Source organism: Duganella rivi (genome assembly GCF_009857435.1).
Classification (GTDB): Bacteria; Pseudomonadota; Gammaproteobacteria; order Burkholderiales; family Burkholderiaceae_D; genus Rugamonas; species Rugamonas rivi.
Window position 1 is genome coordinate 313,031 of the sequence record NZ_WWCK01000002.1, and the last position, 22,860, is coordinate 335,890.

The window sequence follows — 22,860 nt, forward strand, 5'->3', positions numbered from 1 at the left end:
ATTTAATGGCGCGATTAGTAGCAGAACCGAGTTGGAGACACCTATGAAAATCAAGCAAATTCACCACGTCGCCTACCGCTGCAAAGACGCGAAAGAAACCGTCGAGTGGTACGTGAAACACCTGAACATGAACTTCGTGCTGGCCATCGCCGAGAACGAAGTGCCATCCACCAAGGCGCCGGATCCGTACATGCACGTGTTCCTCGACGCCGGCAACGGCAACGTGCTGGCCTTCTTTGAACTGCCGACCCAACCGGCCATGGATCGCGACCACAACACCCCGGCATGGGTGCAGCACCTGGCGATGGAAGTCGCCAGCATGGACGAACTGCTGGCCGCCAAGGAGCGCCTGGTGGCCGCCGGCATCGACGTGATCGGCCCGGTCAACCACACCATCTTCAAATCGATCTACTTCTTCGATCCGAACGGCCACCGTCTGGAACTGGCCTGCAACACCGGCACGCCGGAAATGATGCAGAAGCTCGACGACGTCAAATGGGCGATGCTGGACGAATGGTCGCAAACGAAAAAAGCACCGAAGCACGCGGCCTGGATGCACGGAGGTGAAGCATGAAGCTCGCCACGCTCAAAGACGGCAGCCGCGATGGCCGCCTGGTGGTGGTGAGCCGCGACCTGACGCTGTATCAGCATGTGCCGAAAATCTCGGCCACCATGCAGCACGCCCTGGACAACTGGGATCTGGTCGCCCCGCGCCTCGAACAAGTCTACGCTACGCTGAACGCCGGCGAGGCGGTCGACGCCAAGCCGTTCGACCAGCAGTACTGCCACTCGCCGCTGCCGCGCGCTTATCAATGGGCGGACGGCTCGGCCTACATCAACCACGTTGAGCTGGTGCGCAAAGCGCGCAACGCCGAAGTGCCGGCCTCGTTTTACACCGATCCGCTGATGTACCAGGGCGGTTCCGATAGTTTCGTCGGCCCGCGCGACCCGATCTACGCGCTGAGCGAAGACTGGGGCATCGACCTGGAAGCGGAAGTCGCCGTCATCACCGGCGACGTGCGCATGGGCGCCACGCCGGACGATGCGGCGAAAGCGATCCGCCTCGTCATGCTGGTCAACGATGTCTCGCTGCGCAACCTGATTCCGAACGAGCTGGCGAAAGGCTTCGGCTTCTTCCAGTCCAAGCCTGCCAGCGCCTTCTCGCCGGTGGCCGTCACGCCGGATGAATTGGGGGCACAGTGGGCCGACAACAAAGTGCACCTGCCGCTGCTGGTGCAACTGAACCAGCAGCCGTTCGGCAAGCCTAACGCTGGCGAAGACATGACCTTCAACTTCGCCCAGCTGGTGGCGCATGCTGCCGCCACGCGCGAACTGGCGGCGGGCACCATCATCGGTTCCGGCACCGTGTCGAACAAGCAGGGCAGCCTGCACGGATCGAGCATCGCCAACGGCGGCGTCGGTTACTGCTGCCTGGCCGAAGTGCGCATGTACGAAACCATCGAGAGCGGCAAGCCGCAAACGCCGTTCCTCAAATTCGGCGACAGCGTGCGCATCGAGATGAAGGACGCGCAAGGCGACAGCATCTTCGGCGTGATCTACCAGGTGGTCACGCACTACAAGGAGCGCCGCTGATGAAGCTCTACACCTACTTCCGCAGCTCCGCCGCTTACCGCGTGCGGATTGCGCTCAACCTGAAAGGCATCGCTTACGACGCCGTGCCGGTGCACCTGCTGCGCAACGGCGGCGAGCAATTGAGCGACGCTTACCGCGCCGTCAATCCAGCCGCGCTGCTGCCGGCGCTGGAAGATGACGGCAACGTGATCGGCCAGTCGCTGGCCATCATCGAGTACCTGGAAGAGACGCACCAGCAAGCGCCATTGCTGCCGCAAGACCCGGCAGGACGCGCCCGCGTGCGCGCGCTGGCGCTGAGCATCGCGGCCGATGCGCACCCGCTGGGCAACCTGCGCGTGCTGAAGTACCTGGTTGGACAAGTCGGCGTGACGGAAGAGGTGAAGCTGGGCTGGCAGCAGCACTGGCTACGCAGCGGCCTGCAAACGCTGGAAGACTTGCTGGCTAACGATGCCCGCACCGGCGTCTACTGCCACGGCGATACGCCGACGCTGGCCGATTGCTGCCTGGTGCCGCAAGTGTTCAACGCGCTGCGCTTCAATGTCGATACAGCGGCCTATCCCACCGTGATGCGCATCCACGCCGCGTGCAGCGAGCACCCGGCCTTCCTGCGCGCGCATCCATCGCAGCAACCGGACGCCGAGTAATCAGCAGCAGATCACGCGATCACGTCCCTCGTGCTTCGCTTGGTACAGCGCCTTGTCAGCGCGTGAGAGCAGCGACGAGGCGCTGTCCATGGTCCCCTGGGGATCGGACGACGCCACGCCGATGCTGATGGTCAGCGTGATGGTCTCGCCGTTGTCGCCTTCAATGCGCAGCGCGGCGATATCGGCGCGCAGGCGTTCGGCGGCGGCGCGTGCCACGTCAAGTTCAGTCTCCGGCATCAGCAGCACAAACTCCTCGCCGCCGAAGCGCGACGCCATGTCGATGCTGCGCATGCCGCCCGCCAGCGCGCGCGCCACTGCTACCAGCGTGCGGTCGCCGGCCTCGTGGCCGTAGATATCGTTGACGTTCTTGAAGTGATCGATATCCGCCATCAGCAGCGATAGCGGGTGCCTGAAGCGCCGGCTGCGCTCCAATTCCTTGTTGATCTGCTCCGTCATGCGGCGGCGGTTGCCAATGCCGGTCAGCGGATCGGTGGTGGCTTGCTGTTCCAGCTTGGTGTTGGCCACCATTAGCTCCAGCGTGCGCTGCGTGACGTGGGCTTCCAGCTGGTCGCGCTCCTGGTTCAAGGCGCGCAAAGTCTGGCGGCGGCTGCGCAGCGACACCACCAGCGCAGAAATCAAAATCCCCTGTAGCACAATCAGCGTCAGTCCCGCCACGATTTGCCACCAGTATTGTTCCAGCACGCTTTGCGGGCGATTTAACAACTGCGCGGTCTTCGGAATATCCTGCAAGTGGAAGCGCTGCACCGCGCCGTAATCGAAGATGTAGCCGGGGATACCGGCGATGTCCGGCGTGCGTTGCATCATGATGTCGGCGATCGCACGGCCGATGCGCTCCGCGCTGACCACGTAGCCACCGACCACGCCCGGCACCACGATGGCTTCCCAGTTGGTGAAAATCGGCACCTGCGTAATCGCGGCCAGCTTGCGCGCCGTGTCTATCGGCCGCCGACGCTCGCCGGTGCGGTCGTGGTAGGTCGGTAGCAGGAAGATGGCGCTGCCGGGCTGCAGTTGCCCGGCTTGCCGGTACATTTCTTCGTAGCTCAGGTTCTGCCAGTATTCAAAGGCCAGCTTGCCCTCGTGGGCGCGGGCCGCCTGGCGCACGGCGCGCACCGATTCCTGTATGCGGTCGGTGCCATCGCCGATCACCACCACGCGCTTTACCTGCGGCGCCACGCGCGGGATGATGCCGATGGTGAGACCATAGTTGGCTTGTATCTGGTAGCCGGTGCCGTCGCTGGGTTGCCATCCCAGCCGCGAATGGTTGACGTAGTGGCGCGGCACGCCGCGGAACAAGTCGGGCCGCTCGCTGAGGAAGCGCGCCGCCACGTAGTTCTCGGTGATGATGGCGTCGAATTTGACGCCCGCGTACTTGGCGCGCAGGTAGGGCTCCATGCTGGCAATGGCGTGCTCGTCGCCGACGCGCACGGCGTCGAAGCGCTCTTCAAAAATATTCGGGCGCGGGGCGGCGTCTTGTTGCTCCAGTTCGGCCGACAAGCCTTTGCGCAGCAGGGTCTGCCATGCGGACGAGGCGTCCGAACCCAGCGAATACAGCACCAGCACCTTGCGCTCGGCGGCCAGTGCTGCCCCGTGCAGCCACAGCAGGAGCGCGCACAGCAGCACGCCACGCCAGAACGGGCGCAGCGGCGATGCAACGAGCCTGTAATCCATGGACGGCATGGTCGACCTGCGAAATTTGCATTAAGGCAAGTTTAGCATGCTTCCCCGGCAATACTGTTGCCAGAGCGGTACAGACTACTTTTTCGGCTTGAGGGTAGCCAGCGCCAGCGCTTGTGCGGCGTTCAGGGCATCGTCCGGCGCGGCCATGCGGTCGGGCTGGACGCCGGCGCCTTCCCAGTTGGTCCGGGTCAGGAAGTTGCTGGCGCGGGTGATGGCCAGCGAGGTTTGCAGGTGGCGCGAGACGCGCTGCTTGGCGCTGACGCGGGCATCGCCGGCGGTTGGCGCGCCCACGACCACCGCGCGCTTCACGTACTGCTGCAAGTCGAAGACGAAGGCTTCGGCCGCGCCGCTGGTGCGCTCGTTGACCAGCAGGTACAGCGGTTTCTTGCCGCCATAGCGCTTGCCGGGCACCTCGGCGCTGGTCCAGAACTCGGTCACCACGCGGCCTTCGCGGTCCAGCTGGTCGTGCAGGTGGATTTGCTTGTCCGCGAAGATGTAGCTGCGCTTGTCGACCAGCAGGTAGCTGGAAATCAGCGCCGCCATCGCTTGGCCGTCGCCGTTGGCGTCGCGCAGGTCGATGATGAGCGCGGCGCAATCGGCCGCCTGCGTCATGAAGCGGGCGGCGGCCTCGCCGGCGCCACGGTCCAGTTGCGCGAAGCGGGTGATTTGCAGGTAGCCGATATTATCGCCCAGCGTTTCAAACCTGCCGAAGCCGTAGTTGTCGGCAATCTGCGCCGCCGCAGCCGGACGCTGGCGCTCGTCGGTCAGCTCGTACGGCACGTATTCGAGGTAGGTATGCTTGTCGCCCATGATGGCGGTGACGTCGCGCGTGACGCGGGTCGCCAGCGCGCGCGCCGTGGTTTGCTGGTCGTACTCGCCGCGTCCCAGCCGCAGGCGAATATCGTCGGCTGCCGCCTTGGCGCGTACCGCGTCCACGTGCTGCGCCGTCAGCCGCCGCGCATATTCATTGATCACGTGGGCGCGGGCAGGCGCATCCAGCGCCTCATCCAGCGTCTGGGCGTGGGCGCCAGCGGCGGTGGCAGCGAGGGCGGCGGCGGCAAACCAGTGTTTCAAATCTTTCCTCATAAGTTACAATCTTACCTTTCCCCAAAAGCTTTTTCTTCAATGACGATCCCGAACACGATCCTGGAGGCGCTGAACCGCGCCGATGTTTCTTGGCGCCCACTGCTGGTCAAGGGCCTGGAAGCCATGATGGCCGCTACCCCGGACTACCTGCCGCAACTGGCGCAGGATCAATACCTGCCGACCGGGCAGCGCCTGTTTGCCGCGTTCGCATTGCCGCTGAATAAAGTGAAGTATGTACTAGTCGGGGAAGGGCCATATCCGCGAGCAGAGAGCGCCACCGGCGTCTGTTTCATGGATGGGGCCGTTGGCAGCCTGTGGTCGGACGAGGTCGGGGGCGGCTTGTCCAAGCCGGTCAACAAGGCCACCTCGCTGCGCAACTTCATGAAGATGCTGCTGGTGGCCGATGGCCAGCTTCAGCTGGAAAACACCGCCGGTGAGGCCATGGCGGCCGTCTCGGCCCAGGCGCGCAGCGGCGCGGGCAGCCACATCCTGACCTTGGCCGACATGCAGCACAAGCTGACTGAACAAGGCTTTTTGCTGCTGAACGCCTCGCTGGTATTCCGCAGCCACGTTGCTCCGGCCAAAGACGCGAAGGCATGGCTGCCGTTCTTCGAAACCGTGATGGCCGGGCTGGCTGCGCAAGCGACGACCGTGCCGACGATGGTGCTGTGGGGAAAAATCGCCGAGCTGCTGGCCAAGTTGCCAGTGATGAAAGATTTCCCGCAGATCACTGCGGAACACCCGTACAACCTTAGTTTTATTGGTAATAAGGATATGCACAAGCTGTTCCAGCCTATGCAGTTGCTGAGTAGGAGCTAAGAGGGGCGCCAGCAAGCTTTGTTAAAGTTTGGTATACTTGACTAATTCGATCAACTAATCGGGCTTTGAGGGCTGAGCGAGAAGGTCGATATTTTAACCCAACCGAGGTAGTGATGCGTCTGACCACCAAAGGCCGTTTTGCTGTGACTGCGATGATCGATCTGGCTTTGCGCCAAGGCAAAGGCCCAGTCACGCTGTCCGGCATCAGCCAGCGGCAGGCGATTTCGCTGTCTTACCTGGAGCAGCTGTTTGGCAAGCTGCGCCGCCACGAGATCGTTGAATCGATCCGCGGCCCGGGTGGTGGCTACAGCTTGGCGCGGCGCGCCGACAAGGTCACCGTTGCCGACATCATCATCGCCGTGGATGAGCCGCTTGATGCGACCCAGTGCGGCGGCAAAGAGAATTGCCATGGCGCGGACGCAGCCAGCGGCGCGCGCTGCATGACCCACGAACTGTGGGCCACGCTGAACGAAAAGATGGTTGATTATCTGGATTCCGTATCGCTGCAGGATCTGGTCGATCAACAAAAGCAGAAGAACGCTGAGCAAAGCGTAGTGGTCATGCCGCGTAACGGCAACCACGCCGCGCTCTAAGCCCTAACGGAGTAACCCCTGATGAACGCCCCAGAAAAAAACATCGCTGACGTGAAATTCCAGACCGCGCCGCACTTCCCGATCTACATGGACTACTCGGCCACCACGCCGATTGATCCGCGCGTCGCCGATGCGATGATTCCATACCTGCGCGAGCAGTTCGGCAATCCGGCTTCGCGCAGCCACATGTACGGCTGGACTGCGGAAAAAGCCGTGGAAGAAGCGCGCGGCCACGTGGCAGCGCTGGTCAATGCCGACCCACGCGAAATCATCTGGACTTCTGGCGCCACCGAGTCGAACAACCTCGCCATCAAGGGCGCGGCGCAGTTCTACAAGACCAAGGGTAAGCACATCATCACGGTCAAGACCGAGCACAAAGCCGTGCTGGACACCGTGCGCGAACTGGAGCGCCAAGGCTTTGAAGCGACCTACCTGGAACCGCAAGACAATGGCCTGATCACCATCGAACAGCTGACCGCCGCCATCCGTCCTGACACCATTCTGGTCTCGGTCATGCTGGTCAATAACGAGATCGGCGTGATTCAGCCGATCGACGAAATCGGCGCGCTGTGCCGCTCGAAAGGCATCATCTTCCACTGCGACGCTGCGCAAGCGACCGGCAAGATCGCCATCGACCTGCAAAAAACCAAGGTCGACCTGATGACCTTCACCGCGCACAAAACCTACGGCCCGAAAGGCGTGGGTGCGCTGTACGTCTGCCGCAAACCGCGCGTGCGTATCGAAGCACAAATGCACGGCGGTGGCCACGAGCGCGGTCTGCGTTCGGGCACGCTGCCGACCCACCAAATCGTCGGCATGGGCGAAGCGTTCCGCTTAGCTAAGGTCGAGATGGACACCGAGATCGCCCGCATCAAAGCGCTGCGCGACCGTCTGGCCAAGGGTCTGCAAGAAATCGAAGAGACCTACATCAACGGCGACATGGATCACCGTGTGCCGCACAACCTGAACGTGAGCTTCAACTACGTTGAGGGCGAGTCGCTGATCATGGCGGTGAAAGACCTGGCGGTATCGTCGGGCTCCGCTTGTACTTCGGCCTCGCTGGAACCATCTTATGTACTGCGCGCGCTGGGCCGCAGCGATGAACTGGCACACAGCTCGATCCGTTTCACCATCGGCCGCTTCACCACCGAAGCCGATATCGACTTCGCGATTGAACTGATGAAGTCCAAGGTCAACAAACTGCGTGAACTGTCGCCGCTGTGGGATATGTTCAAAGAAGGTATCGACATCAGCTCGATCCAATGGGCAGCCCACTAATACTGAATAAATAGGAGCATCAAAATGGCTTACTCGGAAAAAGTACTGGACCACTACGAAAACCCACGTAACGTTGGCGCCTTCGAAAAAGGCGACGACAGCGTAGGCACCGGCATGGTTGGCGCGCCAGCTTGCGGCGACGTGATGAAGCTGCAAATCAAAGTGGGCGCGGATGGCGTGATCGAAGACGCTAAATTCAAAACCTACGGCTGCGGCTCGGCGATCGCTTCGAGCTCGCTGGTGACCGAATGGGTCAAGGGCAAAACCCTGGATCAGGCACTGGCCATCAAGAACACCCAGATCGCAGAAGAACTGGCGCTGCCGCCAGTGAAAATCCACTGCTCGATCCTGGCGGAAGACGCCATCAAGGCAGCTGTTCTGGACTACCAGACCAAGCACGCAGCGTAATTACACGTCGCCCCGGTTTATAACGGGGCGCGGGAGAATCAAATGGCAATCACCCTGACCGAAAAAGCAGCTAAACACATCAACCGCTACATCGAGCGCCGCGGCAAGGGCATCGGTTTGCGTTTTGGCGTGCGCACCACCGGCTGCTCGGGCATGGCCTACAAGCTGGAATACGTGGACGAAGTGACCGCTGACGACAGCGTGTTCGAGTCGCACGGCGTCAAAGTGTTCGTCGATCCGAAAAGCCTGCCGTACATCGACGGCACGGAACTGGACTTCGCGCGCGAAGGTCTGAACGAAGGCTTCAAGTTCAACAACCCGAACGAGAAAGACGCTTGCGGTTGCGGTGAAAGCTTCCGCGTCTGACACGTCATGCAGAATCACTTTGAACTCTTCAACCTGCCCAAGCAGTTTGCCGTCGACGCGGATGCGCTGAACAGCGCCTACCGCGACGTGCAAAGCCGCGTCCATCCCGACAAATTCGTTAGCGCCACCGACGCCGAGAAGCGCGTCGCCATGCAGTGGGCCACGCGCGCCAACGAAGCCTATCAGACCCTGAAAAATCCGCAGAAGCGCGCGCAATACCTGTGCGAGCTGCATGGCGTCGATTTGCAGACCGAGTCGAATACGGCAATGCCGATGGCCTTCCTGATGCAGCAGATGGAGTGGCGCGAAGAGCTGGGTGACGCCCGCGCCGCTAAAGACAGCGACGCGCTGGAAGCGCTGGACGGCCAGCTGCGCGAGGCGCGCAAGCAGCAACTGGCGCAAATCGAACAGCAACTCAACGCCAATGATTTTCAAGCCGCCGCCCAAGGCGTGCGCGCGCTGATGTTCCTCGAAAAATTCGGCGAAGAAGTCCGCTTCGCCTTTGAAGCAATCGAAGCTTGAACGTGCGCGCCGGCCGCGCGCACTTCTCAAGTACTACAAAAATACAGGTCCCGTCTCATGGCACTTCTGCAAATTTCCGAACCAGGCATGTCCACCGCACCGCACCAGCATCGGCTGGCGGTGGGGATTGATTTGGGCACCACCAATTCGCTGGTGGCGACTGTGCGCAACAGCATTCCAGAAGTGCTGAACGACGAAGACGGCCGCGCGCTGCTGCCGTCCGTGGTGCGCTACCTGCCTAACGGCCACGCCAACATCGGCTACAAGGCGCAGGCTGCGCAGACCACCGATCCGAAAAACACCATCGTGTCGGTGAAGCGTTTCATGGGCCGTGGCCTGGGCGATATCGCTTACGCTGAAAACCTGCCGTATCAATTCGTTGATGCTCCCGGCATGGTGCAGCTGAAGACCGTCGCCGGGGTGAAAAGCCCGGTCGAGGTGTCCGCGCAAATCCTGGCCACGCTGCGCCAGCGTGCAGAAGATTCGCTGGGCGATGATCTGGTTGGCGCGGTGATTACCGTGCCTGCTTACTTCGACGACGCGCAGCGCCAAGCCACCAAGGATGCTGCGCAATTGGCCGGTCTGAACGTGTTGCGCCTGCTGAGCGAGCCGACTGCGGCGGCCATCGCCTACGGTCTGGATAACGGGTCGGAAGGCATCTACGCGGTCTACGATTTGGGCGGCGGCACTTTCGATATCTCGATTCTGAAACTGAGCAAAGGCGTGTTTGAAGTGCTGGCCACCGGCGGCGACTCCGCGCTGGGCGGCGACGACTTCGATCACCGTCTGTTCTGCCACATTCACCAAGAAGAAAAACTGGCGCCGCTGTCGGACGAAGACACCGCCGTGCTGATGGTCAAAGCGCGCGAAGCCAAGGAACTGCTGTCCACCAAGTCCGAAGTGACCGTGGACGCCGCGCTGAAGTCGGGCGAGCAGGTGCACCTGAACGTCTCCGCTGAGAAGTTCCAGGAGATCACCAAGCACTTGATCGAGAAGACCATGAAGGCCATCAAAAAAGCGCTGCGCGACGCCAATGTCGATGCGGACGATGTTGATGGCGTGGTCATGGTCGGCGGCGCAACGCGCATGCCGCACGTGCATCGCGCAGTGAGCGAATACTTCCACACCACGCCGCACGCGAATATCGATCCAGATAAAGTGGTGGCGCTGGGCGCGGCGATTCAAGCGAATCTGCTAGCAGGTAACCGCGCCGCAGGCGACGACTGGCTGCTGCTGGACGTGATCCCGCTGTCGCTCGGTATCGAGACGATGGGCGGCCTGGTAGAGAAAATCATCCCGCGCAATTCGACCATTCCTTGCGCCCGCGCGCAGGAGTTCACCACCTTCAAGGACGGGCAGACCGCGCTGGCAGTGCACGTGCTGCAAGGCGAGCGTGAACTGGTGGCCGATTGCCGCTCGCTGGCGCGCTTTGAACTGCGTGGCATTCCGCCGATGGCGGCTGGCGCGGCGCGCATTCGCATCACTTACCAAGTTGACGCAGACGGCTTGTTGTCGGTGTCGGCGCGCGAGCTGCGTTCGGGCGTGGAGTCGTCCATCACCGTGAAGCCTTCGTACGGCTTGGGCGATGACGATGTGGCGCGCATGCTGCAAGATTCGCACACCTCGGCCGCTGACGATATGAAAGCGCGCGCGCTGCGTGAAGAGCAGGTGGAAGCGGAACGCATCCTGCTGGCGACGCAAGCGGCGCTGGACGAAGACGCAGCGCTGCTGTCGGACGAAGAGCGCGTCGCAGTCGATGCGCTGATCGTGAAGACGCGCGAGGTCGTGGCGCAATCGCAAACCGGCGCGGTAGATCACCAGGCAGTGAAAGCCGCCGTCGAAGCGCTGGCCCACGGTACCGAAGAATTTGCATCGCGCCGCATGGATCGCAGCGTGCGCAGTGCACTGGCGGGCAAGGCGCTCGACCAGGTCGTTTAAATAAACATAGAGCTCAACATGCCACAAATCGTATTCCTCCCTCACGCAAAACTGTGCCCGGATGGCGCCGTCGTCGAAGCCGAAGCCGGCAAAACCCTGTGCGACGTCATGCTGGAAAATGACATCCACATCGAGCACGCGTGCGAAAAATCCTGCGCTTGCACCACCTGCCACGTGCTCGTGCGCGAGGGCTTCAATTCGCTGAGCGAAGCCAGCGAAACCGAGGAAGACCTGCTGGATAAAGCATGGGGCCTGGAAGCCGTGTCGCGCCTGTCGTGCCAAGCGGTGGTGGCGGATGAAGACCTGGTGGTTGAAATTCCGAAATACACCATCAATCACGCCAGCGAAGGCGGACACTGATACCAATGAAGAAGCCGAGCAAGCCAGCCGCCAAGATCGGCGCGACCGTCACCAGCGCCGACAACATGCCGGAAATCCGCGAAGGGCAGACCGTAGCACTGCTGCAGGAACTGCACATCCTCACGCGCGACGGCAAGATGAATCAGGACAGCCGCCGCAAGCTGAAACAGGTCTACCACCTGTACCAGTTCATCGAGCCGCTGCTGAAGGAAGTGCTGGAATCGAAAGAGAATGTCTCGCTGGTCGATCACGGCGCGGGCAAGTCCTACCTCGGCTTCATCATCTACGACCTGTTCTTCAAGGCGCTGCAAAACTCGCACATCTATGGCATTGAGACGCGCGAAGAACTGGTGGCGCGTTCGCAGGAACTGGCGCAGAAGTTCAACTTCCCCGGCATGTCCTTCCTGCCGCTGTCGGTGGCCGAGTCTACCGAGTCGAAACTGCTGCCGGAGCAGATCGACGTCGTCACCGCGCTCCACGCCTGCAACACGGCGACCGATGATGCGATCCAGTTCGCGCTGAAGAAGAAGGCCAAGCACATCGTGCTGGTGCCGTGCTGCCAGGCGGAAGTAGCCTCCGTCCTGAAGAAAAACAAAGGCCAGTCGCTGGGCAAATCCGCGCTGACCGAAATCTGGCGTCATCCAATTCACACCCGTGAATTCGGCAGCCAGATCACCAACGTGCTGCGTTGTCTGCAGTTGGAAGCGCACGGCTACAGCGTTACCGTCACTGAGTTGGTAGGCTGGGAGCACTCGATGAAGAATGAACTCATCATCGCTACCTATAAAAACCTGCCGCGCAAGCGTCCGGCCGAGCGCCTGAAAGAAGTGCTGGAGACCGTGGGCCTGCAAGAGATGAACACGCGTTTCTTTGCCGAAGAAGAGGTAGCGTAATGGATTGGCTCGACCTGCGTAGCGACACCGTCACCCGCCCAAGCGCCGCCATGCGCGCCGCCATGAACTTGGCCGAAGTTGGTGATGATGTCTACGGCGACGATCCGACCGTCAATCGCCTGCAAGAATATGCGGCCGATTTGTTCGGCTTTGAAGATGCGGTGTTTGCACCATCGGGCACGCAAAGCAATCTGCTCGCGCTGCTGGCGCACTGCGGCCGTGGCGATGAATACCTGGTTGGCCAAGAGGCGCACACCTACCGCTACGAAGGAGGCGGCGCGGCGGTGCTGGGTAGTATTCAGCCGCAGCCAATTATCAATCAGGCCGATGGCAGCATCGCGCTGGACGATATCGCAGCCTACATCAAGCCGGACGATTTCCACTTCGCGCGCACCAAGTTGCTCGCGCTGGAAAACACCATCAACGGCCGCGTGCTGCCGCTTGATTACGTGCAGCAGGCGACCAAGCTGGCGCATGATCGCGGCCTGTCCACGCATCTCGACGGCGCGCGCGTTTGCAATGCGGCGGTCAAGCTGGGCGTGAGCCCGCGCGAGATCGTGAAAGGCTTTGACTCGGTGTCGGTGTGCTTGTCGAAAGGCCTTGGCGCACCGGTAGGCTCGGTCCTGTTGGGTACCAAGCCATTCATCAAAGAGGCCAAGCGCTGGCGCAAGATGCTGGGCGGTGGCATGCGCCAAGCCGGCATGATCGCGGCTGGTGGCTTGTACGCGCTGGAGCACAACATCCCGCGCCTGCAAGAGGATCACAACAACGCGGCTTACTTCGCCGGTGAACTGGCGAAGATGAAAGGCCTCAAAGTCAGCGCGCCGCAGACCAACATCTTCTACGTCGACATTCCGCAGTTCGTGATGCAGGGCTTGGGCGATGTGCTGGAGCTGACGCACATCCGCGTATCAATGTCGCAGCGCCTGCGCATTGTCACGCACATGGACGCCAAGCGTGACGACATTGATCGCGCCATCACCGTGTTTGGAGACTTCTTTGGATAACGAAGATACCGTACGCCTGAACAAGCGCGTAGCCGAAGAACGCGGCTGTTCGCGGCGCGAGGCCGAGTTGTACATCGAGGGTGGCTTCGTCAGCATCGATGGCGTGGTTGTGGAAGAAGTGGGCGCGCGCGTAACGCCGGAGCAGAAAGTCACCATCGCCGATGACGCCACGCTGCTGGAAATCACGCCGGTCACCATCCTGCTGCACAAGCCTGCGGGCGCACCGCAGCCGCTGCACCTGCTGAACGCGGACACGCTCACGCGCACCGTGCCGGGCAAGCGCTTCCTCAAGCGTCACGTTACTGGTCAAGAGCAAATGGTGCCGCTGGATGCGAAAGCCAGCGGCTTGGTCGTATTCACGCAAGACTTCCGCGTCAACCGCAAGTTGAGCGAGGAGTCGGTGGAGCATGAGATCATCGTTGAAGTCTCCGGCCAGATCATCGAAGGCGGCTTGCAGCAGCTGAATCAGATCAACGGCAAAGTAAGCTGGCAAAACGAAACGCGCCTGCGCTTCGCCATGAAGAACGCCAAGCTAGGCTTGATCGAAAAGCTGTGCAAGGAAGTCGGCTTGAAAGTGGTGAGCATGAAGCGCATCCGCGTGGGCCGCATCTCCATGTCCAGCCTGCCGGTAGGCGAGTGGCGCTACTTGCAGGACTACGAGCGCTTTTAAAACCCAACCCTAAGCGCAAACCAAGCGGGTTCAGGGTCTGTTTTTCTACTGAGTGCGCGGGAATCGCTAAACCCGCACTGCGGCGACCAGGGGTCTGACCCCGTACGGGGTCAGACCCCAAACTTTTGGGTTTGCTGCGCGGCTCAATCAGCCATTTTTCTTTTTCTTTTCCGGCGGCGGCAGCTGCACCATGCGGGTGCCGGCCAGTTTATCGTGCAGGAACTGGCGATCCTTGTCGAAGAAGGCAGTCAGGGACCACAGCAAGATGCCTGCGAAGATCGCCCCCAGCGCCTGCCAGCGGTGCAGATCCAAGGCCAGCGCCAGGACCAGCGCCGGCAAAATCCACATCCAGCTCAACACATAACGCACGGTTGCTGCGCGTGGCGACACACCGCCGCCGTTGGCGCCCAGCAGTTTCATGCGCCACGTCTTCATCGCCAGCGTCTGGCCGTCGCGGCTCCACTGATGGATAAAGTAGAAGCCCAGCACGAGGAAGGCCAGCGCCTGGCGCAGATGCTCAACCAGCGGCGTGTGGCTAGCGCGCGTTACAACCTCAAACACCAGAAACGGCAAGAACAGCACGGCAAAGCCGAGCAGCGATTCGTACACCATCGAAATCAGGCGGCGCTTGATAGTCGGGTTATTTGACATCGGCAGGGGCAGGTTGTACTGGTGGCGTTGGCGTGACGTTGGAAGCATTCGGCAGCGGTGCAGCCGCATCGGTGGCCGGGGCAGGGGGCGGCACGACAGGCGGCACCACCGGCGTAGCCACGCCTGGCGATGCAGTCGGCGCGGCCGGCTTGATCGGCGCCACGGTCTGCACCTTGGCTTGCGCCGGCGTTGGCAGATTGGCGACCTGTTTCTTGGTGGCCGGCTTGGCCGCCAGTTCCTTCTTCTGTTCGTCCGTCAGCAGCTGGTAGTTTTCCCACGACATCGATTTCTGCGACGGATTCAGCTTTTGCGCGCGGGCGTACGCTTGGCGTACCTGGCGGCGTTCTTCCGGCGTCATGCGCACCCATTCGCGCATGCGTTCCTGCACGCGCACTTGCTCATCGGGATTCATCTTGGCGTAGCGCTTGGCGATGCCCAGCCATTTCTGCTTGCGCACCGGCTCGATCTCGTCCCATTCACCGGCGAGCGGCTCCAGCGCCTGCTGCTGCGCGGGCGACAAGTCTTTCCACAGGATTTTTTCCGGCGCCTTGGCGGCGTTCTTGCCTTGCACGGCAGCCACCGGGGCCTTGACCAGCGCCGGCGCGTCCGGCTGATTGCCGACCCACACCGCGCCCGCTGCTGCTACCGCTATCACCGCTACTGCACCTGCGCCCAGTTTGGCGCGACCGCTCCATGCCATACGCTTACTCGCTTTGCGACAGATAGGCGTTGAAGCCGTGGTCCAGATAGGCGTTCAGCGGCAGTTCGTCCGACAGCACGGCGGCGTCGATTTCGGCCAGATCCGCGATCCGTTCCTGCTGCTCGTACTGGTAGATGCCGACCATGCCGATGATCAGCGCCAGTGCCGGCACCGCCATGCTGACGCGGCCCGCCCACGCAAACTGCGAGAAGAAGCCGCTGATGCCGCCGCCGGCGACTGCCAGCTCAGCCTTGGTTACGCGCACCGACAGCGGTTGCTCAACGTGGGCTTTCTTGCGCGCGAGCGCCATCTGGCGCGCCTTGGCCAAGCGGTCTGTGGTCGAAGCCGGCAGCTCGTCCAGCTTTTCATTGAGCGCGTGGCGCACTTTGTAAGCGAAATTCAGATCGTCGGTGTTCATAATTTAATTCCCTTGGCTGCCAGCGCCTCGGCCAGCGCGTGTGTTGCTCTTGAGCAATGCGTTTTGACGCTGCCTTCCGAGCAGCCCATCGCCTCGGCCGTCTCGGCCACGTCCATATCCTGCCAATAACGCATAAGGAAGGCTTCTCGTTGACGTGCCGGAAGCTTTTGTACTTCGGCATCGATAATGGCCAGCGTTTGCTGCCGTTCGACCTGGTCGGCGCTCGATTCGCCGGCCTCGCCGTCCTGCGCCGAGTACGATTCGAGTATATCAAAGTCCTCGTGCTCGTCGCCGGAGGGGCCCATGCTGGAAAACAGGCTAACCCAGGTGTTGCGGACTTTCTCGCGGCGGAAGTAGTCGAGAATGGTGGTTTGCAGGATGCGCTGGAACAGCATCGGCAGCTCGGCAGCCGGCTTGTCGCCGTATTTTTCGGCGAGCTTGATCATCGCGTCCTGCACGATATCGAGAGCGGATTCGTCCTTGCGTACTGCGTAGACGGCTTGCTTGAAGGCCCGGCGTTCGACGTTTTCGAGGAAGTCGGATAATTCTTTGTCTGTGGCCATGCGTCGGGATGTTTTGAACTGTGGCGCATGCTAGCAAAAAACGTCATGTTTTGCATGGTTTTAGCTCAAAAACGACCATTTTCCAAATTAGCTCTTGCTGAAACGGGTGGGCCGGTGTACCGTATGGGACGCTTTGAACAACCCCGAAGCTCTATGGTCTGGTCGCAGCAGGCACACAACGCCGCAAACGACACGACGCGCTTTCATATGTAGGCAGTTTGCTCTCGCCCGTACCACAAGTACGAGAGGTACGCATAACCACTACGGAAAACCCGGCCAAACGAGAGTTTGCGCTAGCATCGCTTTGCACGTCACTACGGTTGGCGGAAGAGGCAGTGCGACCGCATAAATAAAGGGAGTCTGGGCAGAGCTGTAGCGGTAGGTGTACTTCGTTAGGACAGAGCATCCGATCAATCTCCAATGGACCTTGAAAGGAATGTTTCATGAATACCGAAGCATCTTCACAAAGCAGTAATCAACTGACTGGCGCAGAAATCGTCGTCCGTTGCTTGGCGGAAGAGGGCGTAGAACACGTCTTCGGCTATCCAGGCGGTGCGGTTCTGTACATTTACGACGCCATCTTCAAGCAAGACAAATTCCAACACGTTCTGGTACGCCACGAGCAGGCTGCGATCCACGCTGCCGATGCTTACTCGCGCTCGTCGGATAAAGTCGGTGTTGCACTAGTGACGTCCGGCCCGGGCGTGACCAATGCCGTGACCGGCCTGTCCACTGCGTACATGGACTCAATCCCGATGGTGGTGATCTCGGGCCAAGTGCCGAGCCACGCTATCGGCCAGGATGCATTCCAGGAATGCGACACGGTCGGTATTACCCGCCCGGTGGTCAAGCACAACTTCTTGGTCAAGGACGTTAAAGACTTGGCCGAGACCATCAAGAAAGCCTTCTTCATCGCCCGCACCGGCCGTCCAGGCCCCGTGCTGGTGGATATTCCGAAGGACATCTCGATGCACAAAACGACGTACTCGTACCCGAAAGAGGTCGAGATGCGTTCGTACAAACCGGTAGACAAAGGCCACTCCGGCCAGATCCGCAAGGCAGTGCAACTGCTGCTGCAAGCTGAACGCCCGATGATTTACACCGGCGGCGGCGTGATTCTGGCCAATGCCTCGCCGGAACTGAACAAGCTGGTCGACAAGCTTGGCTTCCCAGTCACCAACACGCTGATGGGCTTGGGCGCGTATCGCGCCAGCGACGAGAAATTCGTCGGCATGCCGGGCATGCATGGTACTTACGAAGCCAATATGGCGATGCAGAACTGCGACGTGCTGATCGCCATCGGCGCGCGTTTCGATGACCGCGTGATCGGCAATCCGAAACACTTCGCCTCCAACCCGCGCAAGATCATTCACGTCGACATCGACCCATCGTCGATCTCCAAGCGCGTGAAAGTGGACATTCCTATCGTCGGCAACGTCAAAGACGTGCTGATCGAATTCCTGGCCCAGCTCGACGCTGCGGATGCCAAGCCTAACGCGCCTGCGCTCAAAGACTGGTGGAAGCAGATCAACGAATGGCGCGGCAAGGACTGCCTCAAGTACGCCTCGTCCGACCTGGTGATCAAGCCACAAGCCGTGGTGCAAAAAGTGTGGGAAGTGACCAAGGGCGACGCCTTCATCACCTCCGACGTGGGCCAGCACCAGATGTGGGCTGCGCAGTACTACCCGTTCGACAAGCCTAAGCGCTGGGTCAACTCGGGCGGCCTGGGTACCATGGGCGTGGGCCTGCCGTACGCCATGGGCGTGCAGATGGCGAACCCTGACGCCACGGTGGCCTGCATCACCGGCGAAGGTTCGATCCAGATGTGCATCCAGGAGCTGGCGACCTGCAAGCAGTACCACCTGACGCCGAAGATCATCATGCTGAACAACCGCTTCCTGGGCATGGTTCGCCAGTGGCAGCAGATCGATTACGGTTCGCGCTATTCCGAGTCCTACATGGATTCGCTGCCGAACTTCGAGAAGCTGGCCGAGGCTTATGGCCACGTCGGCATGCGCATTGAAAAACCGGGCGATGTTGATGGCGCACTGCGTGACGCCTTTGCCATGAAAGACAAACTGGTCTTCATGAACTTCATTACCGATCAAGGGGAAAACGTCTGGCCGATGGTGAAAGCAGGCAAGGGCCTCTCTGAAATGCTGCTGGGTTCGGAGGATCTCTAACATGCGACACATTATTTCTGTATTGCTGGAAAACGAAGCCGGCGCGCTGTCCCGCGTGGTGGGCCTGTTCTCGGCGCGCGGCTACAACATCGAAACGCTGACCGTGGCGCCGACCGAAGATCCAACCTTGTCGCGGATGACCATCGTGACCACCGGTTCCGATGACATCATCGAGCAGATCACCAAGCACCTGAACCGCTTGATCGAAGTGGTGAAAGTGGTGGACCTGACCGAAGGCCAGCACATCGAACGCGAACTGATGCTGATTAAAGTGCGCGCGGTGGGCAAGGAACGGGAAGAGATGAAGCGCACGGCGGACATCTTCCGCGGCCGCATCATCGACGTCACCGAGAAAAGCTACACGATCGAACTGACCGGCGCCAAGAGCAAGCTCGACGCGTTTATCGACTCGATCGACCGCGCTTCGATTCTCGAAACGGTACGTACCGGCGGTTCCGGCATCGGACGCGGCGAACGCATCCTCAAAGTATAAGCAGCACCAGTATAAGCAGTACTTCAACTGAAACGAATTTACTAGGAATGAACATGAAAGTTTTCTACGACAAAGACGCTGACCTCTCCCTGATCAAAGGCAAAAACGTGGCTATCATCGGCTACGGCTCGCAGGGCCACGCCCACGCGCAAAACCTGAGCGACTCCGGCGTCAACGTGACCGTTGGCCTGCGCAAAGGCGGCGCTTCGTGGCAGAAGGTAGAGAAAGCCGGCCTGAAGGTCGCCGAAGTGAACGAAGCTGTTAAAGCTGCCGACGTCATCATGATCTTGCTGCCGGACGAGAACATCGCCCAGGTCTACAACGAAAATGTCGCGCCGAACGCCAAGCAAGGCGCGGTACTCGCCTTCGCCCACGGCTTCAACGTGCACTACGGCCAAGTCGTGCCACGCGCCGATCTGGACGTGATCATGGTTGCACCGAAGGCCCCAGGCCACACCGTGCGCGCTACCTACACCCAGGGTGGCGGCGTGCCACACCTGATCGCCGTGTACCAGGACAAGTCCGGCATCGCCCGTGACATCGCGCTGTCGTACGCATCGGCCAACGGCGGCGGCAAAGCCGGCATCATCGAAACCAACTTCCGCGAAGAAACCGAGACCGACCTGTTCGGCGAACAAGCGGTGCTGTGCGGTGGCGCGGTTGAGCTGATCAAAGCTGGTTTCGAAACCCTGACCGAAGCTGGCTACGCGCCGGAAATGGCGTACTTTGAGTGCCTGCACGAACTGAAACTGATCGTTGACCTGATCTACGAAGGCGGCATCGCCAACATGAACTACTCGATCTCGAACAACGCCGAATACGGCGAGTACGTGACCGGCCCTAAAGTCGTGACCGCTGCGACCAAGGAAGCCATGCGCCAGTGCCTGAAAGACATCCAGACCGGCGAATACGCCAAGTCGTTCATCCTGGAAAACAAAGCCGGTGCACCGACCCTGATCTCGCGCCGCCGCCTGACCGCCGAGCACCAGATCGAAGAAGTCGGCGCCAAACTGCGCGCCATGATGCCATGGATCGCCAAAAACAAAATGGTTGACCAGTCGAAGAACTAAGCAGTTTCTTCCTCACGCAAAAAGCCGGCACATGCCGGCTTTTTGTTTTGTATGATTTGGTTTTGCACGTGGAGAAATTGATGATTCCTGCTGATGTACGTGACGATATTCTTCGGCGCATCCGTGATGCCGAAGCAGAGCATGGTGTGCGTGTTTTGTTAGCTGTCGAATCGGGGAGTCGTGCTTGGGGATTTGAATCGCCGAACAGCGATTACGATGCGCGCTTCATTTATGTGCATCCTAAAGACTGGTACGTGTCCGTTGGGCTGGAAGAGCAGCGTGATGTGATTGAGTACCCGATTGTCGATGACATCGACATCAACGGATGGGATTTGCGTAAAGCGTTGCGGCTTTTTTGGAAATCTAATCCGGCGTTCGTGGAGTGGATTCAGTCGTCGATTGTCTACACGCAGCACGGCAGTTTCGCGGACGATGCGCGCCAGTTGCTGCCGTCTGTGTATTCCTGCGAAAGCGGCATCTATCACTACCGCAGCATGGCCAAGACTAATTTTCGAGGCTATCTGAAAGGCGACATGGTGCCGTTAAAGAAGTACTTTTACGTGCTGCGCCCATTGCTGGCGGTGCGCTGGCTGGAACGCTATGGCACTGCTGCGCCAATCGAATTCAGCAAGCTAATGCACTTGCTGGGTGACGACCGCACTTTACTTGCCGATATCGAAGTGCTGCTAGCGAAGAAGCGCGCTGCGCCTGAGTTGGGCTTGGATCGTCCAGTTGCCAGTATTAATGCATTTATCGAGGCGGAATTAACGCGGCTGGAAACCGTCGCGCCTGCACGGTTTGAGCGCGGCGATGTGCTACCTGAGTTGAATTCGCTATTCCACCGTAGCCTCGCGCAGGCGTGGACGTAGTTCAGGCCGCGTGGAGATAGTGAGCGAGAATGGCGAGCAGGATCAGGCTAGCGATGCCGAACACCATGGTGAAGGCGCCCGAGATGACGACCTTGCCGTCTATGCGGGTGTGAATGACGGTTGAACTATAGATGGCTTCTTTAGGCGTTTCCGCGCGGGCGCGCCCCAGCGATACGATGGGAATGAGGATGCGGCCCACGCCATAGAATATGACTTCGAACAACAGCGGTATGAAGAATTCCAGGACGGCCATGATCACGTCTCCTAATGGTCGGAACCGCATGATAACAAGCTTCGTGCGTCCTACTATTAGCAGATGCTTAAGATATCCGGCGACGCCGGGCCAAGGCGCCGACCAGCCCTAAACCTGCGACTAGCATGGCGTAGGTAGATGGCTCAGGCACCGGATTTGCCAGCAGCGCCACTTCATTGCCAGTCAACGCGCCATCGTAAATGCGGACGTCATCAATGGTGCCTTGGAAGAATTCCGCGTACGGATCGAACTGGCGGCCGAGGCGGGTGTAGGTGCCGCCCGTAACGCTGGTCAGTGCATACCCCACCGATGCCGCCAGCGTGCCATTCACGTACAGGCGCGAGACGTTGTTAGCGGCGTCCACAGTTAGAGCGTAGTGATCGGTCATGCCAGGGGCGCCAAAGGCAACGCCGGTTGAGAGCCAATTGTCGGCGGCGCGGATGTTGCCCGATGGGTCGGTGCCGATGTAGAAGCCGCCGCCGGTATTCGCCTGCGAGATCACCTCGGTGTACGAGCCTTGCGCCACGGCGCGCTGGGCAAAGAAGCTCACCGAGTAACTGCCGCTAGTGGGGACGAGGTAGCTGCTGAACTGGACGTAGTCGCCATCACCATCCAGCGTCAGTACACCGCCGGCGGTACTGGCGCCACCCAGCAGCGTGCCGTTGGCGCTACCAGCGCTATCGGTTACGCCGGAAGTGAAGTCGTAGTGGTGAATGAGTGTGGCTGCCTGTACCTGAGCCGCACTGGCCAGCAGCAAACCTGCTGCCAAGGGAAGTACTTTATTCGCATTCATTGATGTCTCCTCGCCGAGGTATTTTTGTTCAAATGGAATAAGTTTGAATGTCGATTTTATATTGATATTTACCCCGGATAAAGCTCCCGTCGCAAAATACCACAGTGTAAAAATGTTACAAACGCTCACTATGTCTTACAGGTGCGCTCAGGAAATTCATGTACAGTGCGGCTTGTCGTTATCTTAACTCTGGAGCCCGCAATGAATATGATGAACAAACTCGCCGCCGCTGCTGCTGTGTCTTTCGCGCTGGCCGCGCACGCTGCTCCGGTTGAGTCGCTGCCGACTGCCGGCACGCTGGTGGTGGTGCCCGCTTACGGCGAGGTCAAGCACGCCAACGATCAAGCCACCGTCACGCTGGCGATCGAGGAGCAAGACAAGGACAAGGCCGCCGCCGCCTCGCGCGTCAACGCCAAGATGAAGCAGGGCGCGGATATCGTGAAGAAGGAAGATCCGCAAGCGAGCCTGAAAACGCAGGGCTACTATACCTACCCGGTCTACCCGGAAGAGCGCGTATTGCCGAACGGCCAGCCGGTCAAGCAGCCGCGCGTGCCAACCGCGTGGCGCGTCGGCCAGTATTTGCAAGTGACCACGACCAATCTCGACAAGCTGCCGAAGACGGTCGCCGCCGCGCAAAAGATTCTGACGCTGAACGCGATTAACTTTGGCCTGACGCCGGAAACCACCAAGAAGCTCGACGATGAACGCATCGCCGCCACCTACAAGAATCTGAACGAGCGCATCAACTCGATCGCCGGCGCCATGGGCCGCAAGGTTAGCGACGCCGTGCTCGATACGGTCGACTTCGAAGGTTCTGGCAACTATGCTCAGCGCGAAGCCGCCTACGCGCCAGCGCCAATGATGATGCGCATGAAAACCGCCGACAGCGCGGACGTCGCCGAACCAAGCTTCGAGCCGGGCGAAACCACCTTGCAGATGCAACTGGTCGGCAAGGTGCGCTTCAAGTAAGGCGACCTCAGCCCCTGCGTTTG

At 60.3% G+C, this 22,860-nt stretch carries 27 protein-coding genes; 19 read left to right on the forward strand and 8 right to left on the reverse strand.

From position 1 onward, the window contains the following. Positions 1-43 precede the first annotated feature (43 nt). From GTP45_RS05955 to maiA, 3 genes are read left to right on the forward strand one after another with little or no spacing between them, the layout of a single operon-like run. Positions 44-574, forward strand: a complete 531-nt coding sequence (locus tag GTP45_RS05955) for a VOC family protein (RefSeq protein ID WP_161012967.1) — start codon at positions 44-46, stop codon at positions 572-574. After that, positions 571-1,593: a fumarylacetoacetate hydrolase family protein gene (locus GTP45_RS05960; protein ID WP_161012968.1), complete on the forward strand. Its 1,023-nt coding sequence runs from the start codon at positions 571-573 to the stop codon at positions 1,591-1,593. The genes GTP45_RS05955 and GTP45_RS05960 overlap by 4 nt, the downstream gene beginning before the upstream one ends. Beyond that, entirely contained in the window at positions 1,593-2,237 is a 645-nt protein-coding gene (gene maiA, locus GTP45_RS05965; protein ID WP_161012969.1) for a maleylacetoacetate isomerase, read from the forward strand. The genes GTP45_RS05960 and maiA overlap by 1 nt, the downstream gene beginning before the upstream one ends. On the opposite strand, the gene GTP45_RS05970 is transcribed toward maiA, so the two are convergent. Then, entirely contained in the window at positions 2,238-3,926 is a 1,689-nt protein-coding gene (locus GTP45_RS05970) for a GGDEF domain-containing protein (RefSeq protein WP_161012970.1), read from the reverse strand. A gap of 84 nt (positions 3,927-4,010) precedes the next feature. Beyond that, positions 4,011-5,009, reverse strand: a complete 999-nt coding sequence (locus GTP45_RS05975; protein WP_161012971.1) for a S41 family peptidase — start codon at positions 5,007-5,009, stop codon at positions 4,011-4,013. 51 nt (positions 5,010-5,060) lie between these two features. Here GTP45_RS05975 and GTP45_RS05980 point away from each other — a divergent pair, with 51 nt between their 5' ends. The 11 genes from GTP45_RS05980 (at position 5,061) to GTP45_RS06030 (ending at position 13,875) form a co-directional block, all read left to right on the forward strand. Beyond that, on the forward strand, positions 5,061-5,840 hold the full coding sequence (locus GTP45_RS05980; protein ID WP_161012972.1) for a uracil-DNA glycosylase family protein: 780 nt from the start codon (positions 5,061-5,063) through the stop codon (positions 5,838-5,840). Between the two features lie 113 nt (positions 5,841-5,953). Then, entirely contained in the window at positions 5,954-6,433 is a 480-nt protein-coding gene (gene iscR, locus GTP45_RS05985) for a Fe-S cluster assembly transcriptional regulator IscR (protein WP_161008728.1), read from the forward strand. A 21-nt stretch (positions 6,434-6,454) separates the two neighbouring features. Further along, positions 6,455-7,711 (forward strand): IscS subfamily cysteine desulfurase, encoded by a 1,257-nt coding sequence (locus GTP45_RS05990; RefSeq protein WP_161012973.1) that lies wholly within the window; start codon positions 6,455-6,457, stop codon positions 7,709-7,711. 24 nt (positions 7,712-7,735) lie between these two features. Next, positions 7,736-8,119: a Fe-S cluster assembly scaffold IscU gene (iscU, locus tag GTP45_RS05995; RefSeq protein ID WP_092273495.1), complete on the forward strand. Its 384-nt coding sequence runs from the start codon at positions 7,736-7,738 to the stop codon at positions 8,117-8,119. Positions 8,120-8,161: 42 nt separating this feature from the next. Next, complete coding sequence (iscA, locus tag GTP45_RS06000) at positions 8,162-8,485, forward strand: iron-sulfur cluster assembly protein IscA (protein ID WP_154373232.1); 324 nt, start codon at positions 8,162-8,164, stop codon at positions 8,483-8,485. 6 nt (positions 8,486-8,491) lie between these two features. Further along, positions 8,492-9,007: a Fe-S protein assembly co-chaperone HscB gene (gene hscB / locus GTP45_RS06005; RefSeq protein ID WP_161012974.1), complete on the forward strand. Its 516-nt coding sequence runs from the start codon at positions 8,492-8,494 to the stop codon at positions 9,005-9,007. Positions 9,008-9,064: 57 nt separating this feature from the next. Then, positions 9,065-10,945 carry a Fe-S protein assembly chaperone HscA gene (gene hscA, locus GTP45_RS06010; RefSeq protein ID WP_161012975.1) on the forward strand — a complete coding sequence of 627 codons (1,881 nt, stop codon included), beginning with the start codon at positions 9,065-9,067 and terminating at the stop codon, positions 10,943-10,945. An 18-nt stretch (positions 10,946-10,963) separates the two neighbouring features. Further along, positions 10,964-11,305 carry an ISC system 2Fe-2S type ferredoxin gene (gene fdx / locus GTP45_RS06015; RefSeq protein WP_160991486.1) on the forward strand — a complete coding sequence of 114 codons (342 nt, stop codon included), beginning with the start codon at positions 10,964-10,966 and terminating at the stop codon, positions 11,303-11,305. A 5-nt stretch (positions 11,306-11,310) separates the two neighbouring features. Continuing rightward, positions 11,311-12,198: a class I SAM-dependent methyltransferase gene (locus GTP45_RS06020; protein WP_161012976.1), complete on the forward strand. Its 888-nt coding sequence runs from the start codon at positions 11,311-11,313 to the stop codon at positions 12,196-12,198. Further along, a complete protein-coding gene (ltaE, locus tag GTP45_RS06025; protein WP_161012977.1) occupies positions 12,198-13,205 on the forward strand; it encodes a low-specificity L-threonine aldolase in 1,008 nt (335 codons plus the stop codon). The genes GTP45_RS06020 and ltaE overlap by 1 nt, the downstream gene beginning before the upstream one ends. After that, positions 13,198-13,875 carry an RNA pseudouridine synthase gene (locus tag GTP45_RS06030; protein ID WP_229258351.1) on the forward strand — a complete coding sequence of 226 codons (678 nt, stop codon included), beginning with the start codon at positions 13,198-13,200 and terminating at the stop codon, positions 13,873-13,875. The genes ltaE and GTP45_RS06030 overlap by 8 nt, the downstream gene beginning before the upstream one ends. Before the next feature lie 147 nt (positions 13,876-14,022). On the opposite strand, the gene GTP45_RS06035 is transcribed toward GTP45_RS06030, so the two are convergent. From GTP45_RS06035 to GTP45_RS06050, 4 genes are read right to left on the reverse strand one after another with little or no spacing between them, the layout of a single operon-like run. Continuing rightward, positions 14,023-14,526: an RDD family protein gene (locus GTP45_RS06035; RefSeq protein WP_161012979.1), complete on the reverse strand. Its 504-nt coding sequence runs from the start codon at positions 14,524-14,526 to the stop codon at positions 14,023-14,025. Beyond that, on the reverse strand, positions 14,516-15,226 hold the full coding sequence (locus tag GTP45_RS06040) for a DUF3106 domain-containing protein (RefSeq protein WP_161012980.1): 711 nt from the start codon (positions 15,224-15,226) through the stop codon (positions 14,516-14,518). The genes GTP45_RS06035 and GTP45_RS06040 overlap by 11 nt, the downstream gene beginning before the upstream one ends. A 4-nt stretch (positions 15,227-15,230) precedes the next feature. Beyond that, positions 15,231-15,644 (reverse strand): DUF3619 family protein, encoded by a 414-nt coding sequence (locus tag GTP45_RS06045; RefSeq protein WP_161012981.1) that lies wholly within the window; start codon positions 15,642-15,644, stop codon positions 15,231-15,233. Then, positions 15,641-16,207 (reverse strand): RNA polymerase sigma factor, encoded by a 567-nt coding sequence (locus GTP45_RS06050; protein ID WP_161012982.1) that lies wholly within the window; start codon positions 16,205-16,207, stop codon positions 15,641-15,643. Before GTP45_RS06050 ends, GTP45_RS06045 begins: the two co-directional genes overlap by 4 nt. 443 nt (positions 16,208-16,650) lie before the next feature. On the opposite strand from GTP45_RS06050, the gene GTP45_RS06055 reads away from it, so the two are divergent. The 4 genes from GTP45_RS06055 (at position 16,651) to GTP45_RS06070 (ending at position 20,822) form a co-directional block, all read left to right on the forward strand. After that, complete coding sequence (locus tag GTP45_RS06055) at positions 16,651-18,390, forward strand: acetolactate synthase 3 catalytic subunit (protein ID WP_161012983.1); 1,740 nt, start codon at positions 16,651-16,653, stop codon at positions 18,388-18,390. A gap of 1 nt (position 18,391) precedes the next feature. Then, on the forward strand, positions 18,392-18,883 hold the full coding sequence (gene ilvN / locus GTP45_RS06060) for an acetolactate synthase small subunit (RefSeq protein ID WP_155467747.1): 492 nt from the start codon (positions 18,392-18,394) through the stop codon (positions 18,881-18,883). Positions 18,884-18,936: 53 nt separating this feature from the next. Then, positions 18,937-19,953, forward strand: coding sequence for a ketol-acid reductoisomerase (ilvC, locus tag GTP45_RS06065; RefSeq protein ID WP_161012984.1), 1,017 nt, complete (start codon positions 18,937-18,939; stop codon positions 19,951-19,953). An 80-nt stretch (positions 19,954-20,033) separates the two neighbouring features. After that, on the forward strand, positions 20,034-20,822 hold the full coding sequence (locus GTP45_RS06070) for a nucleotidyltransferase domain-containing protein (RefSeq protein WP_161012985.1): 789 nt from the start codon (positions 20,034-20,036) through the stop codon (positions 20,820-20,822). A 1-nt stretch (position 20,823) separates the two neighbouring features. On the opposite strand, the gene GTP45_RS06075 is transcribed toward GTP45_RS06070, so the two are convergent. Both GTP45_RS06075 and GTP45_RS06080 read right to left on the reverse strand, forming a co-directional pair. Then, complete coding sequence (locus tag GTP45_RS06075) at positions 20,824-21,075, reverse strand: hypothetical protein (protein ID WP_161012986.1); 252 nt, start codon at positions 21,073-21,075, stop codon at positions 20,824-20,826. 67 nt (positions 21,076-21,142) lie between these two features. Continuing rightward, a complete protein-coding gene (locus tag GTP45_RS06080) occupies positions 21,143-21,868 on the reverse strand; it encodes a LamG domain-containing protein (protein WP_161013450.1) in 726 nt (241 codons plus the stop codon). Positions 21,869-22,069: 201 nt separating this feature from the next. On the opposite strand from GTP45_RS06080, the gene GTP45_RS06085 reads away from it, so the two are divergent. After that, on the forward strand, positions 22,070-22,837 hold the full coding sequence (locus tag GTP45_RS06085) for an SIMPL domain-containing protein (RefSeq protein WP_161012987.1): 768 nt from the start codon (positions 22,070-22,072) through the stop codon (positions 22,835-22,837). Positions 22,838-22,860 lie beyond the last annotated feature (23 nt).

Excerpts from the sequence above, each read along its gene's own strand:
- ilvC (WP_161012984.1), top strand. The coding sequence starts at position 18,937 with ATGAAAGTTTTCTACGACAAAGACGCTGACCTCTCCCTGATCAAAGGC.
- GTP45_RS06035 (WP_161012979.1), bottom strand. The coding sequence starts at position 14,526 with ATGTCAAATAACCCGACTATCAAGCGCCGCCTGATTTCGATGGTGTAC.
- GTP45_RS06040 (WP_161012980.1), bottom strand. The coding sequence starts at position 15,226 with ATGGCATGGAGCGGTCGCGCCAAACTGGGCGCAGGTGCAGTAGCGGTG.
- GTP45_RS05970 (WP_161012970.1), bottom strand. The coding sequence starts at position 3,926 with ATGGATTACAGGCTCGTTGCATCGCCGCTGCGCCCGTTCTGGCGTGGC.
- GTP45_RS06085 (WP_161012987.1), top strand. The coding sequence starts at position 22,070 with ATGAATATGATGAACAAACTCGCCGCCGCTGCTGCTGTGTCTTTCGCG.
- GTP45_RS06055 (WP_161012983.1), top strand. The coding sequence starts at position 16,651 with ATGAATACCGAAGCATCTTCACAAAGCAGTAATCAACTGACTGGCGCA.
- GTP45_RS06075 (WP_161012986.1), bottom strand. The coding sequence starts at position 21,075 with ATGGCCGTCCTGGAATTCTTCATACCGCTGTTGTTCGAAGTCATATTC.
- fdx (WP_160991486.1), top strand. The coding sequence starts at position 10,964 with ATGCCACAAATCGTATTCCTCCCTCACGCAAAACTGTGCCCGGATGGC.
- hscA (WP_161012975.1), top strand. The coding sequence starts at position 9,065 with ATGGCACTTCTGCAAATTTCCGAACCAGGCATGTCCACCGCACCGCAC.
- iscA (WP_154373232.1), top strand. The coding sequence starts at position 8,162 with ATGGCAATCACCCTGACCGAAAAAGCAGCTAAACACATCAACCGCTAC.
- GTP45_RS05960 (WP_161012968.1), top strand. The coding sequence starts at position 571 with ATGAAGCTCGCCACGCTCAAAGACGGCAGCCGCGATGGCCGCCTGGTG.
- ilvN (WP_155467747.1), top strand. The coding sequence starts at position 18,392 with ATGCGACACATTATTTCTGTATTGCTGGAAAACGAAGCCGGCGCGCTG.
- iscU (WP_092273495.1), top strand. The coding sequence starts at position 7,736 with ATGGCTTACTCGGAAAAAGTACTGGACCACTACGAAAACCCACGTAAC.
- iscR (WP_161008728.1), top strand. The coding sequence starts at position 5,954 with ATGCGTCTGACCACCAAAGGCCGTTTTGCTGTGACTGCGATGATCGAT.
- GTP45_RS06050 (WP_161012982.1), bottom strand. The coding sequence starts at position 16,207 with ATGGCCACAGACAAAGAATTATCCGACTTCCTCGAAAACGTCGAACGC.
- maiA (WP_161012969.1), top strand. The coding sequence starts at position 1,593 with ATGAAGCTCTACACCTACTTCCGCAGCTCCGCCGCTTACCGCGTGCGG.
- ltaE (WP_161012977.1), top strand. The coding sequence starts at position 12,198 with ATGGATTGGCTCGACCTGCGTAGCGACACCGTCACCCGCCCAAGCGCC.
- GTP45_RS06020 (WP_161012976.1), top strand. The coding sequence starts at position 11,311 with ATGAAGAAGCCGAGCAAGCCAGCCGCCAAGATCGGCGCGACCGTCACC.
- GTP45_RS06080 (WP_161013450.1), bottom strand. The coding sequence starts at position 21,868 with ATGAATGCGAATAAAGTACTTCCCTTGGCAGCAGGTTTGCTGCTGGCC.
- GTP45_RS05955 (WP_161012967.1), top strand. The coding sequence starts at position 44 with ATGAAAATCAAGCAAATTCACCACGTCGCCTACCGCTGCAAAGACGCG.
- GTP45_RS05980 (WP_161012972.1), top strand. The coding sequence starts at position 5,061 with ATGACGATCCCGAACACGATCCTGGAGGCGCTGAACCGCGCCGATGTT.
- GTP45_RS06070 (WP_161012985.1), top strand. The coding sequence starts at position 20,034 with ATGATTCCTGCTGATGTACGTGACGATATTCTTCGGCGCATCCGTGAT.
- GTP45_RS05990 (WP_161012973.1), top strand. The coding sequence starts at position 6,455 with ATGAACGCCCCAGAAAAAAACATCGCTGACGTGAAATTCCAGACCGCG.
- hscB (WP_161012974.1), top strand. The coding sequence starts at position 8,492 with ATGCAGAATCACTTTGAACTCTTCAACCTGCCCAAGCAGTTTGCCGTC.
- GTP45_RS06045 (WP_161012981.1), bottom strand. The coding sequence starts at position 15,644 with ATGAACACCGACGATCTGAATTTCGCTTACAAAGTGCGCCACGCGCTC.